Below are 23,969 nucleotides of genomic sequence, written 5' to 3'. Positions count from 1 at the left end.
AAAACATATAGCTAAAACAAGTGGTCAAAATAATTACTGAGCCAATTTTTGTAAATGGGCAATACGGTCATCAAGGGAGGGATGGCTGGCAAATAACTGGGCAAAACTAAATCCCCCTTTACCTTCATTAATCGCAAAGGCTTTCATGCCTTGTGGCATATAGTCGGGATGCTGGCTGGCAGGTTTTAATGCTTCAAGCGCAGCAATCATGTTGTATTTACCCGCCAAACGCGCGCCTGCTTCATCTGCACGGTATTCACGGTAACGAGAGAACCACATGACCACTGCTTGTGCGGCAATACCAAACACAATATCTAACACCATACTGGTAATGTAATAGCCCATGCCAGGCGCGTTGCTCTCGTTTTTAAATACCGCCTGATCAACAAATAAACCCACAATGCGGGCAAAGAACATCACAAAGCTATTAACCACCCCTTGAACAAGCGCTAAGGTTACCATATCACCATTGGCAACGTGACCAATCTCATGAGCAAGTACCGCTTCCACTTCTTCTCGGTTCATCGATTGTAGTAACCCAGTCGATACCGCAACCAAAGCTTTGTTTTTATTCCAACCTGTGGCAAAGGCATTGGGTGACGGATTATCAAAGATACCCACTTCTGGCATATCAATATTGACGTTTTGCGCTAAACGGCGAACCGTTTCGACCAGCCAAACTTCCAACTGGGTAGCAGGCTGTTCAATAACTTGCGTACCTGTAGAGCGCTTTGCCAACCATTTTGACATCAACAGCGATACAAAAGACCCTATCATACCGTAGATGAAACACATCACCAGCAGGCTAGTCGTGCCTGTGCCGCCCAAATTGAACCCTAGCATTGGCGCAATGATGTTCATGACGATACCAAACACCACCATTACCGCTAGGTTAGTTAAAAGAAATAAGCCAATTCGTAACATGACGGTTTCCTAAAGACAATCAAACGATAAAATATACTTATCAACAATAAGTTGACGATGATGATTAGTATAATAACGTTTAATGCAACAAATTAAAGGGAAAAGTGGCATAAATTTGTAACATAAAAAAAGCCAGTATTACACTGGCTTTGGGCTTCTGGCTTATAGATATGGTTGTTAGCGGACAATCGTATAAGCATTTGATGAATTGTAGCTAACATTTTGCAAACCATTGCTGCTAGTGCTAGAGCGCAGGTTGGGATCATTGCGATATAGGTTGTTGTAGCGGCTTAACACACGTTGTACGTAGTCACGGGTTTCACGAAATGGGGGAATACCGCCATACTTTATGACGTTGCCTTCACCCGCATTGTAGCTCGCTATCACATGCTGGATATTACCAAAACGGCTTTGTAAAAATTTCAAATATTTGGCTGCGCCCTCGATGTTTTCGGCAGGGTTCCAAGCGTTATACACACCGAACCGTCTAGCTGTCGCAGGCATTAATTGCATTAACCCCTGTGCCCCAACAGGTGAGCGCGCATTGGGATTAAAACCTGATTCAGTATGCATCATGGCTTTCATCAATGCAGGATCGACCCCATGACGCAGCGCCGAAGCCACAATCATGCTATCGTAGCTATTTTTGTTGCCACGCGCACTGGCAGGTACTGCAGCTTCATTGGCGCCCCAATTGCTATAACTATGCACATTGGTATCCGCGTAATAAGTTACTTTGACTTTTTTGGTAAAATTTTGGAAGTTATTCCCTGCAGGGCGGTTGTTGCTGACTACATTGGTCAACAGCACTTGACCATTACTGTCTTTAAACACATACATATTGCCAGCGTTCGCTGCATGCATATTTGCCAAACTGCCCAATGACAATAGAGAAGCCGCTAGCCAATAAGGTAGGCGAGGTTTCTTTGCAAACAATACCATAAATATACCTATGTTAAATTTTTGACAATACGTGACTGTAAAGCACATGACTATAAAATTTGAAGTTAGCGTAATGCTTTAAACCGACATAAAAAGATAAAATTCGTTATGTTTCAATGACATTTGATAACAGTATTATAAAAGAATTGGCAGGAAATATACCATAAATCTATCAAAAACTGGTTAAAGTTTACAAAAAATCAGATAAGGGGGAAAAAGAGGAAAAATGGCCAAAAAACTTGTCAACCTGTTGGGTTTCATGCCATGGACTCAACAATATATGAGTTGGAATTTTTAGCCAAATTAACTATCAAATTTTCAAGGCCAAAATCTAAAAAAAAAAGTAAAATTTTTTGCTTGCACTTTGCAAAAAACCATAACTATTTGATTTATATTAAGAAAATAATTGGTTAAAAAATAACCAATTTAGAGATAGCCTATAGTGATATGCGGGTTATTGTTGTCAAGTCATAAGTTATCCACATGGTTATCCACATAAATTGGGGAAAATGACCTAAATAATTGATATTTATAACAAATAAAACAAAATAAACACCAATAAAACCGAAAAAAATCTCACAGCCCATTTGCTACATGACAAAAAAATGACAAAGTGTTGAATATATTTTTAAGATTTAATTAACGCATAGCCCGTCAGCTTATTTTATCGAGTCGTAAGGTCGTTTATTAAACCAAAAAAACCTGCACCGACTTAAGATTGATGCAGGTCTAATGGTGCCAATGGCTATAAAATTATGTCTCGTCGGCAGTATCCAATGGTTGCTGCTGTAGCAATTGTTCAAATGGCTCAAGCACTGGCGCAAGCAGTTTGGCTTGTTCTTGCGACAACACTTCCTCAGGGGCGATACCAAATTCACCCAACAACTGCTTAAGCTTGTCCACCGACATCATGGCAGTCAGTTTGGTTTGACCTGTTTCATCGTAGCTGAGGTCTTCAATCACTTCTAACTTATGCAGTTCGTGTTGCAATTGTCCAAAATTGGCGGGTAAGGTTAATTCAAACCGCTGTAATTGACCTACCAATAACTGCTGCACGGCAAGGGTGAGTTGCTCGATACCTAATTGCTCATGGGCAGAGACATACACCCGATTGGGCTTGGCTTTATCACTATAACCGATGTGCGGCGGCTCACCTGTGAGATCAATTTTATTAAACACATTTAGCACAGGCACTTGATTATCAATTTCCGCTAACACGGATTGTACCGCGGCGATTTGCTCATGCATGTCTTCACGGTGACTATCAATGACATGCAGTAACAAATCTGCCTCTAAGGTTTCTTCTAGCGTGGCATGGAAGGCTTCCACTAGCTCATGCGGCAAATGACGAACAAAACCGACCGTGTCGACAAGTACCACCTTACCCACGCCTGACCATGACACACTCCGTAACGTCGGATCAAGCGTCGCAAATAGCTGATTGGCGGCATAGGTGTTTTCATGGGTCAGGGTATTGAACAAGGTAGATTTACCCGCATTGGTATAACCCACCAATGAAATTGTCGGTACTGATGATTTTTGGCGTTTGGCACGACCTTGCGCGCGGGTTTGTTTGACCTTATCAAGCTTGGCTTTGAGCTGCCCGACACGCACTTGTAACAAGCGTCTATCGGTTTCAAGCTGGGTTTCGCCTGGGCCGCGCAGACCAATACCGCCTTTTTGGCGTTCCAAGTGCATCCAGCCGCGTACTAAGCGAGTCGCTAAGTGATTGAGCTGGGCAAGCTCAACTTGCAGTTTACCTTCGTAGGTTCGAGCACGCTGGGCAAAAATATCCAAGATAAGACCCGTTCTATCAAGTACACGGCACTGTACCAAGCGCTCAATATTGCGTTCCTGCGATGGGGTCAAACTATGGTTAAAAATGACAATATCTGCCTCGTATTGCTTGACAAGTTCCCCGATTTCTTCGGCTTTACCCGTACCCACAAAGTATTTAGCGTCAGGCTTAGACCGCGTACCTGTGACCAAGGCTTGTTTTTGCGCCCCTGCCGAATCCACCAGCAATTCAAATTCTTCCAAATCGTCTGGGTCATTGAGATGGGTAATGTTTAAATGGACTAAGATGGCTTTTTCACCACCTTCATAACGCTCAAAATACTCCAATGATTTATCCTTTCGTTGTGAGTGTAAAAATGTGTCTATATCTAAATGTATTATCTAAGTCTATTAGGTTAAACATTCGCTTAAATAGTCGATAGCCGCGTTAGAAAAGCGCTAGACATGATAGATGGGTTATATATATCAATATAAGGTTTTTTTGCAGAACTTTTAGTCAAATTTACAATTAGTAACTTAAAACGGGGGTAAAGGCGCAGGTTTGGTCATGGTTTTGCCATGAAAACGTCATTGAAACGACACTGGTGTCACGCATACTGAGCTTATGCAGACTGACCATCAAATCGGATGATGGGGGCTTTGTAGCTTTGACAATGAGTCAATGACAAGCTAAGGCATTTTTCGCTCAGCAGCTGGCCAATGCCATAGCAAAAATCACCATAGGTAACAGTAAGATGACTGATTTTGTAGAACAAACTAATTTTGTAGAACAAAATAACGGCGCCAAATTATACGAAGATATCGCCACTTATCCTGTTGATAGTCTTTTTAATACCCAGTTGATTGCGCAGTTGCTGGAACATAATTTTGCTGATATGGCAGTGGTAGAGACCCTAGCCCCGCTGGTGAAGCCAACGCTTAGCCGCCCAAGTGCGCGTCATCGCCCGTTATTTAAGTCAGTGATTATTAACGTGAGTGAGGATAAGTTTTCGCTACAAACCCAGCAGCATTTACTCAATGCCCAGCGCCTACGTACTTTGACCTTTACCCAAGCGTTTTCTGTAAGTTTTGCGGGATTTCATCCAAGCTCGGAGCAGCCGCTAGATCGGGACGATTTTGATAATTATTGCACCCATGTGGTGGTGTATGACGAAACCAAAAAAGATAGCTTTGGGCAACCACTTGCGGTGGCAACCACCCGATTATTGGATAAAAACGGCGCGATAAAAGCTGGGCAATTTTATAGCGAGCATGAGTTTAGATTAGGTCGCTTGCTCGATGATTACCCCTATAATGTGCTAGAAATCGGTCGCACCTGTGTTCACCCAGATTACCGAGGTATTACCACGATTAATCATTTGTGGGAATCTATCGCGGCAGTCGCCAAAGCTTACAATGTCAATGCGTTTATGGGCTGTGCCTCAGTTCCGATGGAAGAGGGCAATGTGCAAAACTGGTTAGATCATCAGCTTGATAGTACCAAGCTAGATGTCAAAGTGACCCGTAAATTGCCAGAAGACAAATTATCCGCTATCGACTTGGCGCAAGTGGCTGATGTGGACTTGGCGAATCCGCAAAATTTTGCCTTGCCAGCGCTGTTAAAAATGTATGTCAAAATGGGCTGTAGTCTGGGCGCAGCGGCTTGTTATGACCCTGAGTTTGATTGTGCTGATGTGTTTGTTTGGTTGCCGTTTGAACAGGTCAAACCGCGCTATCAGCACTATTTGCACTAACTTGTTTATTGATAAAGACAAAGGTGATAATCTTAATCAGAATAAACTGGGTTTGGTTACTGTTATTGAGTGATTGATACTTAGTTATTATTACTCGGTTATTGATACTTAGGTATTGTTACTTAGTGATTGCTATTGGGTTATTGCTAAAACTCAAACAGACCTAGTAAGCCGTGTGCCTAATAATTTGTTATACTACATTCACAATTTTTCACTCAAATATTTACCTTATGCAAAAATCTGACTCTAACCTCGCCCCATCTGTGCTGACGATTAACAACCTACTAAGCGAAACGGCAAAACAACTGCGACAACCTGCTACCTACAGTAAAAAGAATTTGGCGACCCAGTGGCAACGCAGCAAGCGCGTTGTGAGCTTAATGGCTGCGATTCAAACAGGTATTGGCTATGCTTGGCAAATTAGCCGCACACCAAATCCCGATAATCAGCAAATCATCCAATTGATTCAAAAATTCTGTAAAAAATCGCTCAAATCGTTAGGCATTGAGGTGACTGCACTTGAGCCAATACCGACACATCACGCGCTATGGGCGAGCAACCATATCTCTTGGCTCGATATCCCTGTGGTGGGTAGTATTGTACCGACTTTCTTTTTGTCCAAAGCCGAAATTGCGCATTGGCCGGTGATTGGCTGGATGGCGTCCACCGCCAATACCTTATTTATCAAGCGCGGTTCGGGCGATACCAGTAAAATCAGTGAGCAAATGAGTGAGTTTTTATCGCAAGGCTCACCCGTGGTTTTCTTCCCAGAAGCGACGACCACAGACGGCACAGCGATTAAACGTATATATGGTAACTTGTTGCAGTCTGCGATGGACAGCCAAGTGCTCATTCAACCGATTGTGATTTGCTATGTCAACCAAGATGGCGAGCTTGACCAAAACATTCCGTATTATGGCGATATTGGGTTGATAGATAGCGTCAAACGTGTCCTTGATAATCGTCCTACCAAAGCGTATGTGTTGCCGTTAGCAGCCATTGACCCTGCGGGTAAAACCCGAAATGAAATTACCACCATCTTGCAACAGCGCATGGTGGATGGATTGGCGCGTTTGCACCAACAAGTGGTTCACGCTAAACAGCCTTAATAGTTACGGTTTTCTTTTAGTTAATTATTAAAGTCAAGCGGTTATTGTCTTGGCTTTTTTTTATTATATGAATATCATAAACGTTCACTAAAATTTTTCAGTCTCATTGTATTGTAATAAAATGTAAAAATTTCATCAAATCTGTTATCATATGCGCAACAAAACGTTATGTGACAATCACTTGCGATTAAATGGTCGCTACAGCGGCTGAACCATTAACCTGCATCAATTACCCATGAGCCATGCTTAATCAAACCATCACTTGACAACGTTTGTCATCTATTTGAGCACGGTTGTTTTTATACGATTATTTTTGCACCGTTATTTTTACACTTTGCCCACCACAATGATGAATGAGTTTAATACCGATTAGATGAGTGCAAGCTTGTGGTTATTTTGACCGGTAAATTTTTTCACCAACCCCTAAATTTTTTCACTAACCCTCTAAATTTGTTTACTAAAAAGGTTCTTGATATGCGTACCGATATGTTCCAACAAATCTTAAATGACCTAAACAGCTCTTCAGCAGACGTAGAAGCCTCGGCGTTGATTTCAACCGATGGTCTGATGATTGCGTCAGCATTGCCAGCGGGCATTGATGAAGACCGTGTCGGTGCGATGTCAGCCGCGCTGCTATCACTCGGTGACCGTGCAGGTCGAGAACTAGCGCGTGGCAGTATCGAGCGCGTTATGGTGCAAGGCGAAAAAGGCTATGTGATTATGTCGGCATCGGGTACAGAAGCGGTATTGACCATTTTGACCAAACCAAATGCCAAATTGGGTCTGGTGTTCTTGGATATGAAGCGTGCGGCTGAAGCCTTATCAAAACTTATCTAAAACTTATAAACATTAAAAAGTTTCCCCTTTTCAGCCAATCACTAATATTAGCAACCGTGACTCAATCAAAAATTTATAAGGAGAGGTAATGAAATCTGTACAATTACCCGATATGGACAAACCGGCGGGCGATGCCACAGCGCATCGTCTGACTTACTCAGATGGCTTAAGTCGTGTCGTTTATACCACCGAAAACGAGCTACCTTACCCAGATGGCAAACTTATCGTTTCACGCGTGGATTTAGATGGCATTATCACCCACGCCAATGACGCCTTCGTGGATATCAGTGGCTATAGCCGTGATGAATTAATTGGCGCGCCGCATCATATTTTGCGACATCCACAAATGCCCAAAGCCGCCTTTAAAGACTTGTGGCAAACAGTCGAAGCGGGTAAAAAATGGCATGGCTATGTCAAAAACTTGTGCAAAGATGGCAGCTACTACTGGGTGTATGCAACGGCTGTGCCCAATATCCGCCATGGCGAAACGGTTGGCTACACCTCGGTACGACGCAAACCATCACGCAGCAAAATCGCGCAAGCTGAAGCACTGTATCGCAAAATGCTAGAGGAGCAAGCCTAATGACAATTAATTTACTCATTGCGCCTGACTTCGCGCCTGAGCGTTTTGCCGGCTGGCATATGCTAAATACACTGCTACAAAAAAAATCCGGCATTCACATTCACTTACTGACACCGGCGTCTGCACATGAACAAAACGACTTAATCCAAGCGCAAAACGTGGATATTATCTATGACAATCCCTTTGACGCAGCGACAATGATTCGGGAGCAGGGTTATCGCGCGGTGGCGCGTCCACTGGGCAAATCTGATGAAATGGTGATTGCCGCAAAAGCCGACAGCGGCATTGTAGCACTTGAGGATTTAAAAGCAGGCTGCACCATTGCCATGGCAGACAACCGTGATGTCAAATTAATTGGGCTTCGTCTGCTAGAAGCCGTGGATTTGTTAGAAACGGACATTACTTGGAAAGTTACCGAGACTTACCAAGCCGCTGCGCGTAATTTGATTAAAGGCGAAGCCGATGCGGCATTCTTTTTATCTGAAGTTTATCATAGCTTGTCACGCTTGACCTTATCGCAGATGCAGGTATTGATTGAAAGTGATTTGAGCGATATCAGCCATGTGCTACTGGTTAAAGAGAGTTTTACCGACAGTGAGCCATTTATCGATGCTTTATTAAGCTTAAAAGACACCGCAGAGGGTGAACAAGTCTTACAAGAACTGGGGATGAGTGACGGTTTTGAGCCGATGACCCAAGAAGACGGTGAGTTTATGATTGATTTAATGGATACCTTATTGGATTAATCGGTCAAGCTTATCATCTTGCCCAACAGCGCAATTCATGTTTAGATGGAGTTGCGCTTTTTTTATGCTGAAGCGTTTTGATTGCAATCGGGTTTAATAGTATAGTAGGGGAGAAATGCGGCAGTTTTTCACAGCGCTAGTCATTAATACCTCACCCTTGTCACATAACTTTTTATATAATTAGGCTAATTTTTTGAGGAATCAGCATGTATTCATTGTCGAATCGTAATCGTAGAAAATTTCAAAAACATTGGCTTAATTTTCGTCTCTATAGTCGACAAGTGATTGACCAACCGATGAATATGGATATCCATACCAGCCGCATCATGGCAGCGATGGAGCTTGATGAAAAAGAGCCCTTACAAGGTGCGTTAGCCGATATGTTTTATGGTTGTTGGTTTGACGTGCCCTATTTTGGTGACCGTATCCTCAACCAAGTCAGAGAAAAACTAACGCCAACACTGCTACAAGGGTTTGACCAATGCATCAATCATGGTGACTATGTGTTTAAAGTAAGCCATCTTGCCACACGCTGGAGCGTATTGGTATCGCCTTCAATGAACACTTATCAACACCAACTACGTGTGTCCACTGATGACTCAAAAGTAGTGGCACAAATGACGATTGCTTCGCTATTAGATATTATGGAAGAAGAAGACGATCCAGAAGATCAAGCCGAGCAAATTGCCGAAATCGAGGAAGAGTTCTTTAACCATTGTGTTGTTTGTCATGACCGATTGGCATTTAGTATGGTTTGGTGGGAAATGTCAAAAAACAAATGGGATTTTAATGACAAATGGCTTGAAACCAAAGAATATTTTGCCAAGCAAGCCGCTTAATTATAGCCGAATGAATTAGCTTTTGAATTTACCAAGCCTATCACAGTGATTGACAACATGACCTTTGCCGTCTATCAAAATTTAAGGAAAGCAGCATGCCAGAACAAAACGACACTTATATAATTTTAACGCCTGCCGGGGTATTGCATAGTTTTTCAAGCGCCAATCCCTCAGAGCAGCAACTAGCCTTGCAAGCGGTGCTCGCCCCTGAAGAAAGTATGACGGCGCGGGAATGGGGTGAGCATTATAGTGACACTTGGCTAGATATGTTTATCGAAGAAGGTTGGATTGAGACCCTTGAAAAGCGGGTGGTCGCTCCGCACGTGCAGCTAGATAATTTCTTAAAATATGTAGCAGCGAGTCTATCGGGTAGTCGCCGAGTCGCAATTGCATCCGATGAAGGCTTTTGTCTAGCAAAAATGGGCTTTACTCAGCAAGAAGCAGATACGCTGTCGGTAGCCGCCGCCGATTTTTATGGCTTTTTAGAACGCCAACAGCAACGCGGTTGGGCGGTGCATGGCTATGGGGTGTCATTTTTTACCAGTATTGATATGTTGATGCCCAATACCAGTATTGTGTTTTTATGGATCAACAAAACGGGCTATTTCTTGATTATTGAAGATGAGCCGCTCATCAATAACCGCGCTTTTGTGGAATTGGTGTGGGGCATTAAAGCGACGGGTGAACGTTTTGAGCAGCGCGCAACACTGGCAGAACAATCAGACGCTAAACAAGGTGATGCGGCAGACGATGATACCCAAACGGTTAATTGATAGACAATAAAAAACCGCTGAGAGTTAATCAGCGATTTTTATTGTCAGTGATTGTTTATTGAAAACTTCCATTTAGCTTAAGGTCAGCTTAGTGTGATACCTTTACTGTCTTTAGGGGTCACTCTAAAAATCTGCACTTTAAACAGTATATTTTGACCTGCCAATGGATGATTAAAATCCACTTTGATGGCGTCTTCAGTGACGTCACTGACCACACCCACGAGCGTGGTTTTGCCTTTATCTTCAAATTCCATCATGGTACCGACTTCAGGCAGATTGCCCGTCACGGCAAACTGCGCATGACTAAAAGTCTGTACGTTATCAGGGTTCCATTCACCAAATGCTTCCTCAGGCGACAGCGATGCAGTGCGCGTGTCACCCGCTGTCAAGTTGATGAGTACCTTCTCAAACCCTTCAAGCAGACTGCCATCACCCACCACCAAGCGAACAGGTTCGCCACGCTCAAAGGTTGAGTCGATGACGGTGCCATTTTCTAAGCTGACCTCAAAATGCAAATCAACGGTTGAGTCTTGAGTGATGCGGGTTTGTTCGTTTGGCGTAATAATGTCATGATTCATGCGGTTGTTCATCCATCTAAAAATTAAAGGGTGTTACGTTTGGATTCTAATAAAAACGCATCGATTAAAATCAACGCAACGCCAATATTAATCGCCACATCAGCTATATTAAAAATTGGGAAATGCCACGCATTGCCATAGTGCACATGCAAGAAGTCAATCACATAGCCCAAACGTACCCGATCAATCAAATTGCCCAAAGCGCCCGCCAGCACCAATGATAAGCCCAAAGCCAATAATTTAGCTTGTTGGGGTATTTTGCGTAGATACGCCATGATACCAAAGGAAACAGCCAGTGCCAGTCCACTAAACAGCCATTTTTGCCAGCCGCCTTTATCTGCCAAAAAACTAAACGCCGCGCCATAGTTGTGGGCAAGGGTAAAGTTAAAAATCGGCTCAATAATCGCCGTGGTTTGGTACAGCTGGTAGTTGTGCTCAAAGTACAACTTGGTGAGTTGGTCAATAATCATTACCAAAACCGCAATAGCATACCACATCATGGCTTTGTTGCCGTTGATGGGTAGGGTAGTGGATGAATGAGTGGCAGCAGTCGTTACCTGTGTATTAGGCATAATGACGTACCTCGCCTTGACCTTCGACGTTCTCGACGCAGCGACCACAGATTTCTGGATGGGCAGGATTGATGCCGATATCCTCGCGAATATGCCAACAGCGGATACATTTTTCACCCGAGGCAGGCTTGACCACTACCGCAACTTGGTTATTTGAATCAGTGGCTTCATCGGTAAAGGTCACATCGCTTGGTTTTTCAGCGAATGGTTTTACGCTTGCTTGACTTGAGATAAACACAAATTTGAGTTCATCGCCTAATCGATTGAGTGACGCCATGGTAGTATCTGGTGCATACACGGTGACATTAGCCGATAAATTGGCGTTAATCACTTTATCAGTGCGCGCAATTTCATAGGCTTTGTTGACGGTTTCTTTGACATTCAAAATCGCTTGCCAATCCGATTCGCTCACGTCATCCAATACCACGGGTGGGAATTCATACCATTCCTCGGTAAAGATGTAGCCATTACCATTGCTTGTGTGATGACCTTTTAAGATTTCCCAGGCTTCTTGTGCGGTAAACGACAAAATCGGTGCAATCCAGCGCAGTAACGCATGGGCAATATGATAAATCGCGGTTTGTGCTGAGCGGCGCGCTTCACCATTGGCTTTGGTGGTATATTGACGATCTTTGATGATGTCTAAATAAAAACCGCCCAAATCTTGTGAACAAAAACCCACCACCGCTTGACACACTTGGTGAAAATCCATGTTGGTATAAGATTGGCGAATGTCAGCTTGTACCGCCTCAGCGCGTTTTAAAATGTACTTGTCAAGGCTGACCAAATTGCTAGCATCTACCAAGTCGGTCGCTGGGTCAAAGTCATCTGTATTCGCCAGTAAAAAACGAATGGTGTTACGAATACGGCGATACATATCCGTGGTGCGCGCAAAGCCTTCAGTCGATACCGCCATCTCGTAACGGTAATCACTTGAGCCGACCCATAGGCGCACGATATCAATGCCATATTTATTGGCAAGTTCTTGCGGCTCAAAGCCTTTGGTATTGCCTTTGGATTTTGATAATTTATAGCCTTTGGCATCTACGGTAAACCCGTGCGTCAACACTTGCTTGTACGGTGGACGACCATAAATCGCTTCACTCACCAAAAGCGACGACTGGAACCAACCCCGATGTTGGTCAGAGCCTTCAAGGTATAAATCCGCAGGATTGGCTAAGTCAGGACGATTGGCGAGCACGGCAAAATTGGTTGACCCTGAGTCAAACCAGACATCTAGCGTATCGGTCGATTTTTGATATTCTTTAGCATCATCCCCGATAAAGTCTTCAGCCGCGGCATCAAACCATGCTTCCACACCACCTTGCTCAATCACTTGCGCGACTTTTTCCATCAGCTCAGCCGTATTTGGGTGCAAATTGCCCGTGTCTTTATGGATGAAAAAGGCAATCGGCACGCCCCAAGTACGTTGGCGGCTGATACACCAATCTGGGCGACCATGCATCATCGATTCGATGCGATTTTGTCCCCAACTTGGCGTCCATACCACCTTTGGAATATCGGTCAACGCTTGCTCACGCAGACCTTGGCTTTCCATGTTGATAAACCATTGTGGCGTTGAACGGAAAATAATCGGCGTTTTGTGTCGCCAGCAATGCGGATAGCTGTGAGTAATCACGTCATGCTTGAGCAAATGGCCACTGGCTTTGAGCGTTTCGATGATTTTTGGTTGCGCTTTATAAATATGCTCGCCGACAAAAACTTTGGCTTCAGGCAAATACACGCCGTTACCTGCGACTGGGTTTTCGGTGGGCAAGTGAAATTTTTGCCCGACCACATAGTCATCGACACCGTGCGAGGGCGCAGTGTGTACCAAACCCGTACCGCTATCTGCCGTCACGTGGTCGCCTGTGATAATCGGCACCTGACGCTCAGCAATCAGTGGATGCTGGGCTTTAAGTACAGTTAATGCATCGCCTTTCACGGTGGCAACAACGCTATATTCTTTGGCGTTAAACACACTCATTAAATGCGGAACTAAATTGTAAGCGACAATCAAATGGCTGATTTTCGCCTGTGGTTTTTCGCCTGCCATTTGATAAAACAAGCGCTCGCCTAAACCATTGTCAGCGGTTTTGTGATAAGTTGCGCCAATTTTTTCTAACGCTTTAGCCGAACGCTGATTATCGGGGGCAACATGAAACCAAATCGTTTCTCGCTGCGGTTGGGCGTGACTTAGCATCGCCGATTTAATTTCAGCATTCGCCCCTGACCCCCAATACTCACGGGTTAAAAAGGTGTAGCCAATGGCAATTGAATTTTCTTCAGCATTATCATCATAAAAACGGGTCGTGCCAATAATGTTATTGGTTTTTTTATCGACAATCGCAAAGGCTTTTTGCTCAAGGGCTTTTTTGAAATACGGCTCAAATACGGCAGGTTCGTGGCGTTTTTCCGGTAACGATTCCCAAATCAAAGGGTCAGATGCACTTGCCTGTAAAGCGATTTTATCGTCTTTGGTTAAACGGCGAAGTAAATAATTAGGCGTGTCAAGCGTGGTAGGAATAGCAAACGCTTGTTTGTTAAACGTGACTTTTACCACGGAGTACTCTAGCTCAGAGCTTGCGGTAATCGCCTGATTGGCAGGCAACGTCCAAGGCGTGGTAGTCCAAATCACCGCCTGTAAAGCGCCATCAATCGCTTTAGTCGCCGCTAATGCTTCACGGTTGACGATATCAAAACCGACATAAATCGCATCGGATTTTTTATCTTCATATTCCACTTCCGCTTCCGCGAGCGCCGAACCACAATCCAAACACCAATTCACCGGCTTCATACCGCGAGTGATATGACCGTTTTTGTAGATTTCTGCCAATGCACGGACAGTATCAGCTTCTTGCTTGAAGTTCATGGTCAGATAAGGATTTTCCCAGTCACCCAGTACGCCCAAGCGTTTAAAGTCAACCATTTGCAGGTCAATTTGGCTTTTGGCATAGTCACGGCAAGCGCCGCGAAACTCGGTTGACGTCACGATGGCACCGTTTTTACTTTTGTCTTTATGGGGTTGACCCACTTTACCGATAATGCCTTCTACCTTTTGCTCAATCGGCAATCCATGACAATCCCAACCCGGTACATACGGCGCGTCATAACCGTCAAGCGTCTTGTATTTGACAATCATGTCTTTAAGCACTTTATTCACCACGTGACCCAAGTGAATCTGACCGTTGGCATAGGGAGGGCCATCATGCAATACATATTTTTCACGACCTTGACGAGCGCGACGAATTTGGGCATACACATCGTCGGCAAACCATTGTTCTAGCCATTTAGGTTCGCGTTTGGCAAGGTCGCCACGCATGGGAAATACGGTATCGGCAAGGTTTAGGGTGTCTTTATAGTCGATTGACTGATTGTCAGTGTTGTCGGTCATGTAACTCTCGGTATTCTATAAAAAGTGCAAAAGGTAAAAAATTGATAACAGGGTATTATATGTTAAAATTGGCAGATTGACAAAGCGTGGTTTGGCTTATCTCACTCTTAATTTTGGTAAGTTTGTCACAAAAAAATCTCACTCACCAAAATACCTATAAAATGCTGAAAATAGTTGAAAACGCTAAAGATAGTTGGGGAAGGATACAATTTTCCACTAGCTTACAAGGGTTAAAGCATTTACAGTCAATGCCAAATGGCAGCGCAGCGTATAAGGAAGTATAGGCAGGTTATTTTTAACCCTACCGACTCAAAGAATTTGGCTAGCTTGGGTAAGTCTAGTATGTTGCTTAGGAGTAGCAGGGTGGAGGCTGACACGCCAAAGTCATTAAGGGATTGATTTCGCAAAAGCTTGCTGCTCGCGCCAGTTAAGTAAATCCACCACGTCTTGGGCAATGCCTTGTTTTAATGCGTCAAGCCCAGCATAATTTTTTTCCCCATGTAAAAAATGCAAAAACGTCACCGTCAGTTCTTTGCCGTACAAATCTCCATCAAACTTCGGAAAATTGACTTCCAGTCGCCATTCTACCCCATACTTATTTTTTAGCGCAGGACGAGTACCCACATTGCAAGCGCCAAATAAACTGCCTTTAGTAAGTCCTTGCACGCCAGTTTGACTGTTTCTCCCCAGTGTTGATAAATCTGTGCCATCGGTAGCGGTCACCGATACCGCAAAAATCCCATGTAGGGCAGGCTTGATGCGGTTTAGCGCAATATTGGCGGTGGGAAAATCAAGTGTGCGGCCGATTTTATCGCCATGTTCCACCATGCCAGTAATCGCATAATCTCGCCCTAGCAGATGCTTTGCCGTTGCCAAGTCCCCTTGTTGCAAACAGTCTCGAATGCGGGTTGAGCTGACACGCTCATCTTGATGCGCATGGTCGGTCACGGTATGCAAAATTTGCACAGGCAAGCCAAACACACGCAAAAACTCACTATCGCCAGTGCGGTCATGCCCAAAGCGAAAATCATCCCCCAATACCAGATGCTTCACGTTTAACTTGACCAACATTTTGGCAAAATCGTGTGCCGATAAATTCCGAAAGTCATTATCAAAATTTGCCACAATCAAGCTATCGATACGATGTTCAGCAATCAATTGGGTTTTTTCTGCCAAATTGGTGAGCCTTGCGGGGGCGGTTTGGGGGCTAAAAAACTCACGCGGCTGTGGTTCAAATATCATCACCATACTGGCAAGTTGCTGAGATTTTGCCAAAGATTTGGCTTTATCCAGCATCGCTTGGTGACCCAAATGTACCCCATCAAAATTACCAATCGTCAGTACCGAATCAGGTAATAGGGTTGGACTTTTTAGCCAGTCAGATAAATCAATCACGTTCATGAGCATCGCAAACTATCAATTTTATGAAATCGCTTATTATAAAGTAAAAATGTTGCTAACATACGCGCTAATAAGATTTTTCGGCAAATTTTAGCCGCATTTTTTGGTTTAATTTTGGAGTCGCTATGTCTGCAGCGCATCACAACCTTTGTATTCGCCTAGCTGCGATTGATGATTTACCGCGCATCGTTGAAATTTATAACCAAAGTATCGCAGGTAAGCAAGCCACGGCAGATTTACAGCCTGTGAGCGTGGCAGATAGGCAAGCGTGGTTTGACGCTCATACGGGCAACCGTCCGTTGGTGGTTGCCCAAACTAGCTCCGAAAATAGCTTAGGTGAAATCATCGGTTGGGGCAGTTTATCTGATTTATATGCGCGTCCTGCCTATCATATCAGTACTGAAATCAGTATCTATGTGGCAGATGAAGCCAAAGGGCAAGGTGTGGGCAAGGCGTTGGTCAATTATTTAATCCAAGTTGCGCCAAGTTGTGGCGTGCAGCAAGTGGTTGCGCTAATTTTTGCGCATAATACACCGAGCCTTGTGATGTTTGAGAAGCTAGGATTTGAGCCATGGGGCAAGTTTAAGCAAGTTTGCGATATGAACGGATTTATTGCTGATGTGGTGATTTTGGGAAAAAGTGTAGATTAGATAAAAAAGGCTCAATATGAGCCTTTTTTGTGTTACATAGTTACTATGATTATTGGACAATAGCCTGTTGTTAGAACATTGTGTTCTCATTTGCGGGGCTATTATCATCAGATTGCAGGGAGAAATTTAGTTCATTTTCATCAATTTTATTGGCTGATTTACTTTCCAGCTTAATAAGTAGGCGTAAATCGTTGGGTGAATCAGCGTGTTGGATGGCATCGCGGTAAGTGATGTCGCCATTTTCATACAAATCAAACAACGCTTGGTCAAAGGTTTGCATCCCAATTTCACGGGAACGTTTCATGACAGGCTTAATTTCGTGGATTTCCCCTTTACGGATGTAATCACCAATCAGTTGCGAATTGAGCAAAATTTCAATCGCAGGGCGGCGACCTTTGCCATCAGGGGTAGCAATCAATTGCTGCGCCACAATGGCTCGAAGGTTCAATGATAAATCCATCAAAATCTGCTCGTGATGTTTTGCTTCAAAGAAGTGAATAATACGCTCAAGCGCTTGGTTGGCATTGGTGGCGTGTAGGGTGGCAAACACCAAGTGTCCTGTTTCAGCATATTGAATGGCATAATCCATGGTTTCGCGGGTACGAATCTCGCCAATCAAAATCACATCAGGTGCTTGACGTAGGGCGTTTTTTAATCCTGCTTCAAATGACTTGGTATCAATGCCTACTTCGCGTTGGGTGATGATACAGCCTTTATGTTCATGCAGGTATTCAATCGGGTCTTCGATGGTGATAATATGGCCGCGCGAATTTTCGTTGCGATACCCCATCATAGCTGCCAGTGTGGTAGATTTACCTGTACCTGTCGCACCGACCAGTAGCACGATGCCGCGTTTTTTCATGGCAATTTCATTCAAAATCGGTGGTAGATTGAGTTGCTCTACCGTGGGGATTTTGGTTTCAATTTTACGTAGCACCATGCCCGCACAGTCTTTTTGGACAAAGGCGGAAACACGAAAGCGTGCGGTTTGGTTTTTGTCAATAATGGCAAACTGGCATTCTAGGGTGTCGTCAAATTCTTTGCTTTGAGCAGGCGTCATCACGCTTTTGACCAGCGTCATCGATTGCTCTGGGGTCAGCGCTGACTTGGTGACTGGCGCGATAGTACCATTGACTTTCATTGATATGGGCGCATCGGCGGTGATAAAAAGGTCGGAGCCGTTTTTTTGTATCATTAGCTGCAGTAATTTATCAAGATCCATAACGCGTCTCTCGCATTGTTTTTATAAGATTGTTTCTATCAAACAGTTATCACATAAAATTTTCAGGTTGTTTGGCATATTGGCGCGCCGATTCTTTGCTAATCACGCCTTTATTGACCAACTCGCGAAGGCTTTGATCGAGTGTGGTCATACCATCGCCTGCACTGGTTTGGATGGCAGAGTACATTTGGGCGACTTTGTTTTCACGAATCAAGTTACGAATCGCAGGCGTACCAATCATAATTTCATGCGCGGCGACACGACCACCTGTTTGGCGTTTGAGTAGCGACTGCGAGATAACCGCTTGCAGCGACTCAGATAACATCGCACGAATCATGTCTTTTTCGGCGGCGGGGAACACGTCGACCACACGGTCAATGGTTTTGGCAGCAGATGAGGTATGCAATGTCCCAAATACCAAGTGTCCTGTTTCAGCAGCCGTCAATGCCAAGCGGATGGTCTCAAGGTCACGCATCTCACCGACAAGAATAACATCGGGGTCTTCACGTAGGGCAGAGCGCAGCGCAGCATCAAAGCTTAAGGTATCACGGTGGACTTCCCGTTGGTTGATGAGGGATTTTTTTGATTGATGCACAAATTCAATCGGGTCTTCGATGGTTAAGATATGTTCTTTACGGGTTTCATTGATATAGTTAATCATCGCCGCAAGGGTTGTTGACTTACCCGAACCTGTTGGACCTGTGACCAGTACCACGCCGCGTTTGTAGTTAGAGATTTTCTCAAAAATCGGTCCCATACCCAGCTGTTCCATCGTCAATACCTCAGATGGAATAGTACGAAATACCGCACCTGCGCCCCGGTTTTGGTTAAAGGCATTGACACGAAAGCGCGCCACATGGGGAATTTCAAAAGAAAAATCGGTTTCAAAAAACTCTTCATAATCGGCACGTTGTTTGTCGTTCATGATGTCATAAATCAAACTATGCACTTTTTGGTGATCAAGCGGTGGCATGTTGATTTTGGTAATTTCACCATCTACCCGAATCATCGGCGGTAAGCCTGCTGAAATGTGTAAGTCAGAGGCTTTATTTTTGAATGCAAAACGCAACAAATCGTCAATCGATAATTCCTTTGCCATGATAGCGAATCCTACAGGTGGGTAATGAAAATACAAAAGCAGCAATAGAAAAAAGCCGCGGGAAAAAAAGATAGCTATACTATAATCATCCGTCCACAAAAAAAACAGAAAAAACTGACTAGGGGTCATAGTTTTTTGTTGATTTTAGCTTATGTTAAACTCAATTGGAAAATTGGGCACACAAGTGCAAAAAAAACGTTACCTTAACCCGGTAGCCATCAAGCCAGTCCACTATCAACAGGAAAAGTTAACCATGCAAACATTCGACGCACAGCAGCCATTGGCGACAAGCGCAACAGATGCTGAAAACCAAGCCTTGATAGCGCGTTGGCAACAGGTGAAAACTGACGTTGCTAGGCTCAATCCAACTGTCAAACTGCTTGCGGTATCCAAAACCAAACCCAACTGGATGATTCGCACCTTAGCGCAGCAAGGTCAGCAAGATTTTGGTGAAAACTATGTGCAAGAAGCGGTGGCAAAAATCGCCGCACTCAAAGACGTTACTGCCAACGAGCAGCCATTGGTGTGGCATTATATCGGTCATATCCAGCGTAACAAGACCAAAGAGTTGGCGGCGCATTTTGATTGGGTGCATGGGGTCGATCGCTTAATTATTGCCCAGCGTCTCAATGGGCAAAGGGGTGAACACCTTCCGCCACTCAATATCTGTATCGAAGTCAATATTGACGATGAAGCCAGTAAATCAGGCTGCCAGCCAAACCAGTTACCCGAATTGGTGACAGAGATTAGCCAATTACCCAACTTGCAATTACGCGGACTGATGATTATCCCTGCCAAAAATTCAGCCGCTGCCTTTGTCAAAACCCAGCAATTATTTGAGCAAAACAAGCGCTATCATGCGCATCCTGAGCAGTGGGATACTTTGTCAATGGGCATGAGCGGCGATATTGAACAAGCCATTGCCGCGGGTGCCACCATCGTTCGTATTGGCACCGCCATTTTTGGGGCGAGAGATTAGTGCGAATGATGGGGTAAAAAGACAGCAATTTGACAATTTTTAGCCGTTTTTGCTCAATTATTAAGCAGGGTCAGTTACATATTGACCCTGCTTTTTTTACATTACACCAAAATAAATACCGGGTAATAGGCCGTTATTTAACCCAATGTTGTCTTAAATTAACGATTTTATTACCCAATTATTGCTGTACGCTTTCTATAAGCTTTCTGTAAGCAAATTAGCTTACATTGTAATATTTTTTAACATTTTATGGAAAAAAGATATCCACATTCAAAAAACTTTATTGGTATGATGGCGTTGTTTTACAGAATGTAACCAATACAATAGTTATGTAATTTTTATCCGTATATCAACTTTTTAGCTTCTAGTAATCAATTTTGATATAGCCCATATACGGATAAAAGTTCTGAACGGATTAAAGCCCTATGAACTTTCTTCAAAAAACTTTATTGACCGCTCTACCTTGTGTCTTGTTCAGCCTAGCCCCAACCGCTGCCAATGCCGACAATGGTATCACAGAATATTTCAGTAGCTTTAACTCAAGCGTTTCTGAAAATCCAGAGGGTAGCTCAAAAGTAGATAGTCTCATTGCAAAAGCCAAAAATTTTATCGGCTTACCTTACCGCTGGGGTGGAACGAGCCCAACGAGTGGTTTTGATTGTAGCGGCTTTATGCAATATGTTTATAAACAAACCGCCAACATCAATCTACCACGTACCTCAGGCAGCATGGCACAAGTGGGTGAACGTATTAGCCGTAGTGAGTTAAAGCCAGGCGATATGGTGTTTTTCTCTCAGGGTGGTGGTCGTATCTCTCATGTGGGCATGTACATCGGTGAAGGTCGTTTTATTCATTCCCCATCAACCGGCAAAAGCATTTCTATTACAAGTTTAGATTCTGGCTATTGGGCAAACAAATTCGTGACAGCGCGCCGTGTCTTGGACGCTTAAGTTCAATTGGCAACGTCACGATGAATGTTAAACAATCAGGTTAAATCAACCAATCAAGTTAAAATGCTGTAAACTGTAGATTAAGGTAAGCTTATGCTTACCTTTTTTATTTTGTCGAGGAAATTTTGATACAAATAGATAAGTCAAGAATAATTAAAAAAAATTAAACATTTACCCATTGGTTATTAATAAAGTATTAGAATGAAGCAATAATACCTTATATAATCTTTAGGGTAAGTTAAATGCAAACGACTAAAACTAATCAATGAACGACAATGACTGACATAACCGTCTTGATCTGTTTAATGCGTGACGCCCTTTTTTAATAGATTTATTGATTTTGCAATAATCCTATGACCCAAACCGCCTTGCCAAGCTTTAAAGAACAATTGCAGCAAACGCTAAAATTTTTTAGCTTTAAACCTTCGCTATATATCAATTCGCCAAGAGTCAACGATACCAATAAATTCATGCTGTTTATTATATTGGCGTTGGTTGAGACATTTTTTCATTTAATTTGGTATGCGACAGTTCTTGTCATCACATCGCCCCTAGATATCTTTCCCTTTGCTCAGACGTTCAATCAAATCTTTAATCGCAGCTTGATGATAAATATCACCTATTTGGGACTGGCGATGGTGTTGTTTTGCGGGTATTCACTATGGGTCATTACCCGCATTCCTGAACAGTCAAGACTTTGGCGGGAGTACCAAATCTTTTTTGTAATCATCTATTTGATTTATGAAAATCTTTTTATCGTCTGGATTGGCAACAACAGTGCGCTTGAAGGGGTAATGCTGATTAGCGCCACCGGTCTTGGGATGGTGCTATTAAGATGGCGACTGGTCTGGGTGTCGTTTGTCAGTTGTATTGTTGCGTTATTTATTTTTAATATGAGTAATAGCATGAATTGGTGGCAATTGCTGCCTAGGTTGTATCCAAGTTTAGCAGCGCGTAGTCATTGGCTTTGGGGATTGTCTTTTAGCTTTTTGGTAACCGCCAAGGCAACAGTCACGCTGTATTGTATTTTGCAGGGCATGAAAGTCATGAACTTTCAGCGCCGCAAGATTTATGATTTGCTAGAAGCTGATGCGCTCACCAATATTGCCAATCGGCGTACCATTTATAGTTTTTTGAGTTATTTATGGCAACGTAAAAGCGATTGGAATACGCTTAGTGTGATTTATATTGATTTGGACAAATTTAAACATATCAATGACAAATATGGTCATGATGCGGGTGATGCGACGTTGATTTGTACCGCGAATACCTTAAAAAACTTCTTACCGACAGGGACGATGTTTGGACGCGTGGGTGGGGAAGAATTTTGCATCATCTTGCCTAATATGGGGATTGAGCAAGCCTACGATATGGCAGAGCAGCTGCGCCAGGCTTTTGAAAAGCAAGTGGTGAGATATGGGATTTTTGATACAGAAATTCAATTTACCGCAAGCTTAGGTATTGCCAGCCTTTATCAAAATCATGGGAGAGATAGCGACCACACGCTTGATAATCGCGGTTTTATCGAATATATGCGCGAGTATATGCATAGTTTACCAACCATGCCTGCACTGCCGCCTGCCCTTGAGCGCATTATCAAATTCTCCGATTTGGCAATGCAGCAAGCCAAAGCCAATGGTCGCAACTGTGTGGTCAAAGGTCAATGTTATTTATTGATGACGCAAAGCAATCAGCCTTCATAACTCAGTGGTGAGTACCGAGCTTGCAACAAGCGTATCAATCATCGTCGTTGCAAAACTGCCTGCCGGTAATTCAAAATCTAACACCAATGTCTCACCGTCTTGCCAAACCCATTGTAAGTTACTGGGCAGCATACGCAGGGGGCGGCGCTGCTGCTTTAAACCAAACTCAATCAGACCTTGACTTAGCTGCTGATAAATGGGATTGTCAGTGATGACGGATAGTTCTAATGCGTTAACCTTACCACTGCTTTTTAACTCACCTGCGCCCCACATCGGTGCAGTCAAATGGATATCACCACTTTGTAGCCTTGATAGCATGGTTTCATCTATATGCTGTGCCACAAAGATACTGTTTGAACCCGCCAAATTCATCACATCACCATCAAGCGGTTGGTTCCAAATGCCCAATGCGATACGTTTTGCCAAGATGGCATTGAATAATTCGCTACGCGCTGCCGACAGATACAGACTGATTTTATCTTGGTCAAATTTGCGATGAATTTTTTTGCCTTGAATAGTATGATGGGTAAATAGTTCGATAGCGGCATCAATATTATTGGCATCTTGCCCAAAGCGCTGCTCGCCAAAATAATTGGGAACACCTTGGGTTTTGATGGTCGCAAGTTGTTGCTCGATGGCGGCTTTCTCACCCACCACATTGCGTAAGGTGATGATAAACTGATTGGCCTGATGAGTACCGCGACCCAGTTTTTTGTGATGCCAATGCTGTGCCAGTATTTCTAGCGTTTCATCGCTAGCTGATTTGGTCTGGACAAATTGCTCAAAGTTTTGTTCAGGGGCAATTTTTTTTGGCAAGCGAAGACTAAACCACTGCGTCGTCAGCGCATGACGATCTTTGAGCCCCGAGTATCCCACATCCTTGAGTGGGATGCCTGCCCATTGTGACAGCAACTTTGCCACAAAATTGGTATTCATACGGGTTTTTTGAATATGAAGCCAAAGATGTTCGCCTGTATGGCTGCATTCAATGCCAAGTTTTTCATGGACAATAAAATCAGTGGGTTGTTGTTTATAAATCGCCGATTGAATCGTAGGGGTATAGGGTGAAGGCAGTTTTGGCATGCTAGTATTACTTGTAAAAGGTTTATTTTAACAAACGGATGATTGATAAACCATC

The 23,969-nt window shown here is 43.6% G+C and carries 21 protein-coding genes; 11 read left to right on the top strand and 10 right to left on the bottom strand.

The genetic code is table 11. The features are described 5' to 3' along the window. Positions 1-33: 33 nt before the first annotated feature. The 3 genes from htpX to hflX form a co-directional block, all read right to left on the bottom strand. A complete protein-coding gene (gene htpX, locus ACH0AB_RS00315) occupies positions 34-924 on the bottom strand; it encodes a protease HtpX (protein ID WP_406876747.1) in 891 nt (296 codons plus the stop codon). Positions 925-1,101: 177 nt separating this feature from the next. After that, positions 1,102-1,866: a lytic transglycosylase domain-containing protein gene (locus ACH0AB_RS00310; RefSeq protein WP_406876746.1), complete on the bottom strand. Its 765-nt coding sequence runs from the start codon at positions 1,864-1,866 to the stop codon at positions 1,102-1,104. A 753-nt stretch (positions 1,867-2,619) separates the two neighbouring features. After that, positions 2,620-3,990 carry a ribosome rescue GTPase HflX gene (hflX, locus tag ACH0AB_RS00305; protein WP_406876745.1) on the bottom strand — a complete coding sequence of 457 codons (1,371 nt, stop codon included), beginning with the start codon at positions 3,988-3,990 and terminating at the stop codon, positions 2,620-2,622. Between the two features lie 407 nt (positions 3,991-4,397). Between hflX and ACH0AB_RS00300 the strand changes: the two genes are divergently transcribed. The 7 genes from ACH0AB_RS00300 to ACH0AB_RS00270 all read left to right on the top strand — a co-directional run bounded on the left by ACH0AB_RS00300 (position 4,398) and on the right by ACH0AB_RS00270 (position 10,283). Continuing rightward, positions 4,398-5,396, top strand: coding sequence for a GNAT family N-acetyltransferase (locus ACH0AB_RS00300; protein WP_312523337.1), 999 nt, complete (start codon positions 4,398-4,400; stop codon positions 5,394-5,396). A 230-nt stretch (positions 5,397-5,626) separates the two neighbouring features. After that, positions 5,627-6,505, top strand: a complete 879-nt coding sequence (locus ACH0AB_RS00295) for a lysophospholipid acyltransferase family protein (RefSeq protein ID WP_406876744.1) — start codon at positions 5,627-5,629, stop codon at positions 6,503-6,505. 474 nt (positions 6,506-6,979) lie between these two features. Beyond that, the gene (locus tag ACH0AB_RS00290; RefSeq protein WP_007117205.1) at positions 6,980-7,342 is read left to right on the top strand and encodes a roadblock/LC7 domain-containing protein; all 363 of its coding nucleotides are present in this window, start codon (positions 6,980-6,982) and stop codon (positions 7,340-7,342) included. Between the two features lie 88 nt (positions 7,343-7,430). Next, the gene (locus ACH0AB_RS00285) at positions 7,431-7,925 is read left to right on the top strand and encodes a PAS domain-containing protein (RefSeq protein WP_036601822.1); all 495 of its coding nucleotides are present in this window, start codon (positions 7,431-7,433) and stop codon (positions 7,923-7,925) included. Next, the gene (locus ACH0AB_RS00280) at positions 7,925-8,671 is read left to right on the top strand and encodes a phosphate/phosphite/phosphonate ABC transporter substrate-binding protein (RefSeq protein WP_406876743.1); all 747 of its coding nucleotides are present in this window, start codon (positions 7,925-7,927) and stop codon (positions 8,669-8,671) included. Before ACH0AB_RS00285 ends, ACH0AB_RS00280 begins: the two co-directional genes overlap by 1 nt. A 206-nt stretch (positions 8,672-8,877) precedes the next feature. After that, positions 8,878-9,510, top strand: coding sequence for a hypothetical protein (locus ACH0AB_RS00275; protein WP_076776320.1), 633 nt, complete (start codon positions 8,878-8,880; stop codon positions 9,508-9,510). 95 nt (positions 9,511-9,605) lie between these two features. Continuing rightward, complete coding sequence (locus tag ACH0AB_RS00270; protein WP_406876742.1) at positions 9,606-10,283, top strand: hypothetical protein; 678 nt, start codon at positions 9,606-9,608, stop codon at positions 10,281-10,283. 83 nt (positions 10,284-10,366) lie between these two features. Here ACH0AB_RS00270 and fkpB read toward each other — a convergent pair whose 3' ends face one another. From fkpB to ribF, 4 genes are all read right to left on the bottom strand, one after another. Then, positions 10,367-10,861 (bottom strand): FKBP-type peptidyl-prolyl cis-trans isomerase, encoded by a 495-nt coding sequence (fkpB, locus tag ACH0AB_RS00265; RefSeq protein WP_095355898.1) that lies wholly within the window; start codon positions 10,859-10,861, stop codon positions 10,367-10,369. Positions 10,862-10,884: 23 nt separating this feature from the next. Then, positions 10,885-11,433, bottom strand: a complete 549-nt coding sequence (lspA, locus tag ACH0AB_RS00260; protein ID WP_406876741.1) for a signal peptidase II — start codon at positions 11,431-11,433, stop codon at positions 10,885-10,887. Further along, entirely contained in the window at positions 11,426-14,755 is a 3,330-nt protein-coding gene (gene ileS / locus ACH0AB_RS00255; RefSeq protein ID WP_406876824.1) for an isoleucine--tRNA ligase, N-acetyltransferase domain-containing, read from the bottom strand. Before ileS ends, lspA begins: the two co-directional genes overlap by 8 nt. A 459-nt stretch (positions 14,756-15,214) precedes the next feature. Continuing rightward, complete coding sequence (gene ribF / locus ACH0AB_RS00250) at positions 15,215-16,228, bottom strand: riboflavin biosynthesis protein RibF (protein ID WP_406876740.1); 1,014 nt, start codon at positions 16,226-16,228, stop codon at positions 15,215-15,217. Positions 16,229-16,353: 125 nt separating this feature from the next. On the opposite strand from ribF, the gene ACH0AB_RS00245 reads away from it, so the two are divergent. Continuing rightward, on the top strand, positions 16,354-16,878 hold the full coding sequence (locus ACH0AB_RS00245; RefSeq protein ID WP_406876739.1) for a GNAT family N-acetyltransferase: 525 nt from the start codon (positions 16,354-16,356) through the stop codon (positions 16,876-16,878). A 70-nt stretch (positions 16,879-16,948) separates the two neighbouring features. Here the strand turns inward: ACH0AB_RS00245 and ACH0AB_RS00240 are convergent, their stop codons facing one another. Together ACH0AB_RS00240 and ACH0AB_RS00235 are read right to left on the bottom strand one after the other, a co-directional pair. Further along, positions 16,949-18,100 (bottom strand): PilT/PilU family type 4a pilus ATPase, encoded by a 1,152-nt coding sequence (locus tag ACH0AB_RS00240; RefSeq protein WP_406876738.1) that lies wholly within the window; start codon positions 18,098-18,100, stop codon positions 16,949-16,951. A gap of 49 nt (positions 18,101-18,149) precedes the next feature. Beyond that, positions 18,150-19,199 carry a type IV pilus twitching motility protein PilT gene (locus ACH0AB_RS00235; RefSeq protein ID WP_406876736.1) on the bottom strand — a complete coding sequence of 350 codons (1,050 nt, stop codon included), beginning with the start codon at positions 19,197-19,199 and terminating at the stop codon, positions 18,150-18,152. Between the two features lie 253 nt (positions 19,200-19,452). On the opposite strand from ACH0AB_RS00235, the gene ACH0AB_RS00230 reads away from it, so the two are divergent. The 3 genes from ACH0AB_RS00230 to ACH0AB_RS00220 all read left to right on the top strand — a co-directional run bounded on the left by ACH0AB_RS00230 (position 19,453) and on the right by ACH0AB_RS00220 (position 22,831). Further along, positions 19,453-20,178, top strand: coding sequence for a YggS family pyridoxal phosphate-dependent enzyme (locus tag ACH0AB_RS00230; RefSeq protein WP_353551061.1), 726 nt, complete (start codon positions 19,453-19,455; stop codon positions 20,176-20,178). A 425-nt stretch (positions 20,179-20,603) separates the two neighbouring features. Then, positions 20,604-21,128, top strand: coding sequence for a C40 family peptidase (locus tag ACH0AB_RS00225; protein WP_406876735.1), 525 nt, complete (start codon positions 20,604-20,606; stop codon positions 21,126-21,128). A gap of 353 nt (positions 21,129-21,481) precedes the next feature. Further along, complete coding sequence (locus ACH0AB_RS00220; protein ID WP_406876734.1) at positions 21,482-22,831, top strand: GGDEF domain-containing protein; 1,350 nt, start codon at positions 21,482-21,484, stop codon at positions 22,829-22,831. On the opposite strand, the gene truD is transcribed toward ACH0AB_RS00220, so the two are convergent. Continuing rightward, complete coding sequence (truD, locus tag ACH0AB_RS00215) at positions 22,826-23,914, bottom strand: tRNA pseudouridine(13) synthase TruD (RefSeq protein WP_406876733.1); 1,089 nt, start codon at positions 23,912-23,914, stop codon at positions 22,826-22,828. The two genes, ACH0AB_RS00220 and truD, sit on opposite strands and share 6 nt — an antisense overlap. Positions 23,915-23,969 lie beyond the last annotated feature (55 nt).

The organism is Moraxella sp. 179-F 1C4 NHS (assembly GCF_045370505.1).
Lineage (GTDB): Bacteria > Pseudomonadota > Gammaproteobacteria > Pseudomonadales > Moraxellaceae > Faucicola > Faucicola tetraodonis.
Note: the sequence above shows the minus strand (reverse complement) of the source record. Positions and strands in the feature narration are given on the sequence as shown.

Bases quoted from the DNA above. Each gene is read 5' to 3' on its own strand.
- htpX (WP_406876747.1), bottom strand. From the start codon at position 924: ATGTTACGAATTGGCTTATTTCTTTTAACTAACCTAGCGGTAATGGTG.
- ACH0AB_RS00310 (WP_406876746.1), bottom strand. From the start codon at position 1,866: ATGGTATTGTTTGCAAAGAAACCTCGCCTACCTTATTGGCTAGCGGCT.
- ACH0AB_RS00300 (WP_312523337.1), top strand. From the start codon at position 4,398: ATGACTGATTTTGTAGAACAAACTAATTTTGTAGAACAAAATAACGGC.
- ACH0AB_RS00295 (WP_406876744.1), top strand. From the start codon at position 5,627: ATGCAAAAATCTGACTCTAACCTCGCCCCATCTGTGCTGACGATTAAC.
- ACH0AB_RS00290 (WP_007117205.1), top strand. From the start codon at position 6,980: ATGCGTACCGATATGTTCCAACAAATCTTAAATGACCTAAACAGCTCT.
- ACH0AB_RS00285 (WP_036601822.1), top strand. From the start codon at position 7,431: ATGAAATCTGTACAATTACCCGATATGGACAAACCGGCGGGCGATGCC.
- ACH0AB_RS00280 (WP_406876743.1), top strand. From the start codon at position 7,925: ATGACAATTAATTTACTCATTGCGCCTGACTTCGCGCCTGAGCGTTTT.
- ACH0AB_RS00275 (WP_076776320.1), top strand. From the start codon at position 8,878: ATGTATTCATTGTCGAATCGTAATCGTAGAAAATTTCAAAAACATTGG.
- ACH0AB_RS00270 (WP_406876742.1), top strand. From the start codon at position 9,606: ATGCCAGAACAAAACGACACTTATATAATTTTAACGCCTGCCGGGGTA.
- fkpB (WP_095355898.1), bottom strand. From the start codon at position 10,861: ATGAATCATGACATTATTACGCCAAACGAACAAACCCGCATCACTCAA.
- lspA (WP_406876741.1), bottom strand. From the start codon at position 11,433: ATGCCTAATACACAGGTAACGACTGCTGCCACTCATTCATCCACTACC.
- ileS (WP_406876824.1), bottom strand. From the start codon at position 14,755: ATGCGTGGCGACCTTGCCAAACGCGAACCTAAATGGCTAGAACAATGG.
- ribF (WP_406876740.1), bottom strand. From the start codon at position 16,228: ATGAACGTGATTGATTTATCTGACTGGCTAAAAAGTCCAACCCTATTA.
- ACH0AB_RS00245 (WP_406876739.1), top strand. From the start codon at position 16,354: ATGTCTGCAGCGCATCACAACCTTTGTATTCGCCTAGCTGCGATTGAT.
- ACH0AB_RS00240 (WP_406876738.1), bottom strand. From the start codon at position 18,100: ATGGATCTTGATAAATTACTGCAGCTAATGATACAAAAAAACGGCTCC.
- ACH0AB_RS00235 (WP_406876736.1), bottom strand. From the start codon at position 19,199: ATGGCAAAGGAATTATCGATTGACGATTTGTTGCGTTTTGCATTCAAA.
- ACH0AB_RS00230 (WP_353551061.1), top strand. From the start codon at position 19,453: ATGCAAACATTCGACGCACAGCAGCCATTGGCGACAAGCGCAACAGAT.
- ACH0AB_RS00225 (WP_406876735.1), top strand. From the start codon at position 20,604: ATGAACTTTCTTCAAAAAACTTTATTGACCGCTCTACCTTGTGTCTTG.
- ACH0AB_RS00220 (WP_406876734.1), top strand. From the start codon at position 21,482: ATGACCCAAACCGCCTTGCCAAGCTTTAAAGAACAATTGCAGCAAACG.
- truD (WP_406876733.1), bottom strand. From the start codon at position 23,914: ATGCCAAAACTGCCTTCACCCTATACCCCTACGATTCAATCGGCGATT.